This is a genomic window from Escherichia sp. WS338, assembly GCF_046486405.1.
In the GTDB taxonomy this organism is placed as follows: Bacteria; Pseudomonadota; Gammaproteobacteria; order Enterobacterales; family Enterobacteriaceae; genus Escherichia; species Escherichia coli.
Genome location: NZ_JBJQLL010000079.1, coordinates 1 through 3,288 on the forward strand (window position 1 = coordinate 1; position 3,288 = coordinate 3,288).

Genomic DNA, 3,288 nt, shown 5'->3' on the forward strand with positions numbered 1-3,288 from the left:
AAGCAATACATTCAACATCAGCGTGGCTGATCACCTTTCGGGCTTTTCAAGCCCGTCCAAATTCCCCTCCCGCCTTATGTCGGCGGGAGTACCCTTTGGAAGTTAAGATGGGAAATGCAAGAAGTTATTTTCGTGCGCGTTCACTGGCGCACCTTGAGCAACCATTTCTCAATGCGTCTTAAAAGAGATGACTTGACTAAATTATGTATGCACTATCTGAATCTGATTTTTTTACTTAAAAGGGGGTTTTCAATGACAGCAATAGCCTGCTGGCTAAACAGGGAAGAAGGGGAAAGTATCTGGGCCGTAAGCGACTCAAGAATCACCCAGCATGAAAGTGTAATGACAAATCACTGTCCTAAACTATTCTCGATTCCGGTATCAGTTATTCGCTCCAATGACATATACCGTCTATCTCCGGAAAAAATTATGGAGTTTGGTTTCGGCTTTGCAGGAGGAACAATGATCGGTATAAATGTGAAGGAGTTACTTGCCGTATCATTATCTTCATTACATGAAGTTAATTATTATGATGTTCAGCAGCCGGAGTTGACTTATGATAGTTACCCGAGTCTTTATGAAATTGCAGTTTTAACAAAGGGAATCGCAGAAAAATTTATACTGGATATTGGCCAGTTTTTTCCCCGTTCTGTAGCAACGGAGATGATTATTTACGGATTCTGTTTCAGAACACAGGTACATAAAATCATTAAGATCTACAACACCCCATCAAACCCCACTAATCTTGTAATTGAGGACTGCCTTGACCTGACAACAGGTACCCCGGTAGTCTTGGGAGACAGAAAGCAGCAGTTTCGGGAAGATATTGAGATGACGAGGGGGCGTTTTGAGAATGGCACACTTAACTGGTGGCGGGCGCCATTTATCGCGTTAAACAACTGGATATCACAGGACACCGTAAATACAATTGGTGGGTATATTCAGTTCTCAATGGCGAATAGAATTGGCGCAAGAAATCTTTTTATGTCCAGCTCAGAGTCTAACCCCCTTGATATGACCTATGCCGGAATCAGTAATACAAGTGCTCCAGGATTTACCATTGGACAACTTAGTATTATGCCAATGTTAGGTATGACCCTTCCTGGGGAAAATGGCTGGCCATACGGCGATCAAATACTCCATAATGATTAGAAGGTTAAGTATTTTATATTGGATATATGGCTATTGTGCTGCCATGATTCTAACAAATTATGCTTAAGAGGTGGTGCAACTCCTCTCATACAAAAAATACGTAAAATCAGTAACGGCTGGAAATAATTCAATACTCGCACTATCAAAAGTTCACCAGCCAGCCGCAGCACGTTCTTGCATACGACGTGGCTGCGGCATATCACAAAACGATTATTCCATGACAGGGATTACCGGCCACTCAACATCAGGTGCAGTTGATGTATCAACACGGTTCAGCAACACCCGATACTTTTTCCATGCTTCCAGCAACGAGATTTCTTCCTCCGTTGCAATTTCCAGATCTGCAGCATCCTGAAGCGGCGCAATATGCTCACTGGCTACCTGCATCAGGCTGTTTTTTGTTTCTTCCGCCTCCCGGATCCGGAACAGTTTTTCTGCTTCTGCATCTTTCACCCAGGTTGTGCCGTTCCACTTCTGATATTCCCCATCCGGCGACAACCAGGTGACATTTTCTGGTAACGGGCCGAGTTCAGAAATAAATAACGCGTCACCTGATGCCACGTCATAGACCGTTTTTCCCCTGTGGTCTTCAACGAGATGCCATGATGTATCCTCACTGTTAAAAACAGCCACGAAGCCAGCCGGAATATCTGGCGGTGCAATATCGGTACTGTTTGCTGGCAGACCTGTATGAGGCGGAATGTATGCGTCACCTTCACCAATAAATTCATTAGTTCCGGCCAGCAGATTATAAATTGTTATGGTCCGTGGTTGTTCACTCATTCTGAATGCCATTATGCAAGCCTCACAATATAGTTAAATGCGATGTTTTTGACGGTGTTTTCCGCGTTACCAGCAGCGTTAACGGTGATGGTGTGTCCGTGTGAGCCAATCGCAACGGAGTGCGTATGAGCACCAATACCGACAGTATGCGCGTGTGCACCTGCACTTGCAGCAGTACCTGACACCGGGTGGGTATGCGCTCCGGCTGACGATGTGCCAGTACTCGAGTTTGCACGAGACGCACCTTTGAGGGCTTTATCGCCCTGCTCGGTATTGCCAGATGGGTAACAGGCAACCGTGTGTGTATGTGCCCCTGCAGAAGCAGCCGTACCACTGACACTATGGGTGTGCGCTCCGGTGTTATTCGTGGATTTAGTGCCGTAATCAAACGACGATGTGGTTTTCGTCCCCAAATCCGTACTGGATGCACTGGCACTGTGGGTATGCGATTTAATGCCGTCCTGTTCCTGTGACAATACGGCACGACCACTGGCGGGCTTGCCCTTAATCGTCCAGCCACGCATATCAGGGATCACGCCTGACGGATAAGCGACTGCAAGTTTCGGGTAGGCAGATTTGTCAAAAGTCTGCCCCTGCATCAGGGCATAACCAGACGGAACGGTATCCGATGGCCACGGGATTGGTGCGCCAGGCGGATAAAACTGCTCTGATGGCGTATAGAGTGAATAAACTGTACCGTCCGTTAACCCTTCCGGCTTATTAGCAGAATATGCTGGTGACGTATGAATCGTCACGCTGGCATTACTGGTATAATCCCATTGAATATTTACACCAGTCGCATAATTTCCGATTGCAACGTAAATATCGTAAGTATCACCAGATGTATTGACCCAGGCAAAATTTGTAAACCCTGCCGATGTGCGCTGCCATAAAGCACCAGTAATCCCCTTCGGATTACCATTACCTGCACGCAAAACAAGTTCAGATATACCTGCCTGTTGAGGTGAACCGACGTTATATCCAGCCCCACCAATCAACGTAATTGAAACAACAGAACTCGCCTGCGGCATGGTTACCGTTGCTAATTTGAACCAACCAGCACCACCGCTGAATGACATAGTTGTTGAGTTAAGCGTACCAATATCTTTCGGTGTCAGTGTTATATCCGCTGAAAGCGCCTTACCATTCACCTTACGGGCAGAAGGTACCCGACCATTCGCATTGTCATTAGCTGCTTTCACTGCTTTCGGTGTCGCGGCAAGCGTTTCAGATGTGCTGTTAGTCGCACTGCTGAGCTGTACTATCCCTTTCTGTGCTGTTGTTGCATCCTGTGCGGTATATTTCCCGTTAGCCAGGTCATACGCGGCTTTTACTGCCTTCGGCGTTGCCGCC

General features: G+C 46.7%; 3 protein-coding genes. 1 reads left to right on the top strand and 2 read right to left on the bottom strand.

Annotation, left to right across the window (positions count from 1 at the left end):
- Positions 1-114 precede the first annotated feature (114 nt).
- Complete coding sequence (locus ACJHWT_RS25145; RefSeq protein WP_233337191.1) at positions 115-1,152, top strand: hypothetical protein; 1,038 nt, start codon at positions 115-117, stop codon at positions 1,150-1,152.
- Positions 1,153-1,362: 210 nt separating this feature from the next.
- Here the strand turns inward: ACJHWT_RS25145 and ACJHWT_RS25150 are convergent, their stop codons facing one another.
- Together ACJHWT_RS25150 and ACJHWT_RS25155 are read right to left on the bottom strand one after the other, a co-directional pair.
- Complete coding sequence (locus ACJHWT_RS25150) at positions 1,363-1,947, bottom strand: tail fiber assembly protein (protein WP_410232380.1); 585 nt, start codon at positions 1,945-1,947, stop codon at positions 1,363-1,365.
- Positions 1,947-3,288, bottom strand: a 1,342-nt coding sequence (locus tag ACJHWT_RS25155) for a phage tail protein (protein WP_410232381.1), incomplete at its 5' end; no start/stop codon positions are given. The genes ACJHWT_RS25155 and ACJHWT_RS25150, both read right to left, overlap by 1 nt.